The 1023-nt window shown below is 71.2% G+C and carries 1 protein-coding gene and 1 pseudogene; both read left to right on the forward strand.

The window, feature by feature from the left end:
• Positions 1–461 (forward strand): annotated as a pseudogene (locus tag IE269_RS42740) (hypothetical protein); the annotation flags it as partial.
• A partial coding sequence (locus tag IE269_RS42745) for a DEAD/DEAH box helicase family protein (protein WP_189828771.1) occupies positions 458–1023 on the forward strand: 566 nt, incomplete at its 3' end. The pseudogene IE269_RS42740 and the gene IE269_RS42745, both read left to right, overlap by 4 nt.

Below are 1023 nucleotides of genomic sequence, written 5' to 3' on the forward strand. Positions count from 1 at the left end.
CGCACTACGTCTACGACCGGTCGGTTGAGGGGGCGGTGGCCGCGGCCCGCAAGGTGCTGGAGAAGCCGGGTGGCCTGTACGGGGACCAGGGGCTGTTCCGGGTGGTGGAGGTGGCCGAGGAGAGTGTGTCCACCAGGCGCCGCGAGGAGGAAGCGGCACGCAGTCGGTATCTCACCACGGTCATGGATGCCGCCAAGTCCACTGTGCAGGGACGCGAGTTGGAAGACCTGGATGCGGACCTGCTGGACCGCCTGGACGACTTCTTCACCCGCGCCCTGGTTTCCCCCGGCCCACGCGGTGGAGGCGCACGGCCGCGTCCCCACCAGGCCGCGTTCGGCTGGAGCAGCGAACCGCCCGGGATCGAGCACGCCAGCGAGCCCGGGCGGGCCCTGGCCGTGTTCCTGCTGGCCTACCTGGACCACCACGGCCTGTCCGTCACGAGCCAGAAGGCGGAGCAGTGAGCGCGTACCACGGGCTTCGCCCGCATCAGATTGAGGCGGTCGCCGCCATCTTGCGCTACCTCCAGCTCCCGGCCGGCTCCCCGGTGCCGCCGGAGGGGCTGCGGTGTCAGGTGATCGCGGCGACCGCGTCGGGCAAGACGCGGATCGCGGCGGTGGCCGCGCAGAAGTTGCACGCGCGGCGGGTGTTGGTCCTGGTGCCGACGACTGATCTGCTGGCGCAGATGGCCGCTGAGTGGCGCCGGGCCGGGCGTACGGGGGCGATGGTCGGGGCGTGCGAGGCGCGGGTTTCGGCGTCGAGCGGGATGCCCTGCACCACCGACGAGGCGGAGCTGTACTCGTGGGTGGGGGACGAGGAGGTGGTGACGGTGTTCTCGACGTACTCGACCGCGACGACGGCCGTCCAGAAGGCGCACAAGCTCGGCATGGCGGCGTTCGACCTCATGGTCGTGGACGAGGCCCATCGCACCTCGGGGGACGCTGAGAAGGCGTGGGCGGCCGTGCACCACCAGGACAAGATCCCAGCGGTGCGGCGGCTGTACATGACCGCGACAGCGCGGATCTG

Source organism: Streptomyces spiroverticillatus, assembly GCA_014650415.1.
GTDB lineage: Bacteria > Actinomycetota > Actinomycetes > Streptomycetales > Streptomycetaceae > Streptomyces > Streptomyces spiroverticillatus.